Genomic DNA, 596 nt, shown 5'->3' with positions numbered 1-596 from the left:
TATGACTGCTGTAATCACGTAAGAATGTTTTACAAGCAAGTTTTGGTTTACCATTAACCATCATACCGCAAGAACCGCAGATTGCCATACGGCAAGACCAACGATAAGAAAGTTCAGGTTCAGGTTGATCTTTGATATAACCTAATGCATCTAATAGAGATGTTTGGCTATCGTAAGGCACTTGGTAAGTACGTAAGTATGGCTCTTTATCCGCTTCTGGATTATAACGCAACACTTCAACATTCATTATTGCTTGATTAGCCATTTGCTTGCTCCTTAGCTTTCGCAGCAGCTTCTTGTGCTTCTGCTTCCGCACCGTAAACACGTTTTGCAGGTTGAGATTTAGTGATTTTCACATCACTATATTCGATACGAGGTGCGCCATCAGCATTGTAATATGCCAATGTATGTTTTAAGTAATTAACATCGTCACGTTCTGTATAGTCTAAACGTTGGTGTGCACCACGAGATTCTTTACGCTCAATCGCAGAGTTTGCAATAGATTGAGAAACGTCAAGGATATAACCTAATTCAACGGTGTAAAGAACGTTTGTATTAAATACACTTGAACGATCAGCAATACGGATACGTTTATA

General features: G+C 39.1%; 1 protein-coding gene and 1 pseudogene. Both read right to left on the bottom strand.

Annotated elements, in window-relative coordinates:
* Positions 1-265, bottom strand: a 265-nt coding sequence (locus tag EII42_RS12165; RefSeq protein WP_233558400.1) for a 2Fe-2S iron-sulfur cluster-binding protein, incomplete at its 3' end; no start/stop codon positions are given.
* Positions 258-596 (bottom strand): annotated as a pseudogene (locus EII42_RS12160) (hypothetical protein); the annotation flags it as partial. The gene EII42_RS12165 and the pseudogene EII42_RS12160, both read right to left, overlap by 8 nt.

The organism is Tessaracoccus sp. OH4464_COT-324 (assembly GCF_003932855.1).
In the GTDB taxonomy this organism is placed as follows: domain Bacteria; phylum Actinomycetota; class Actinomycetes; order Propionibacteriales; family Propionibacteriaceae; genus Arachnia.
The sequence above is the reverse complement of the archived record's forward strand: the minus strand, read 5'-3'. Positions and strand labels throughout refer to the sequence as shown.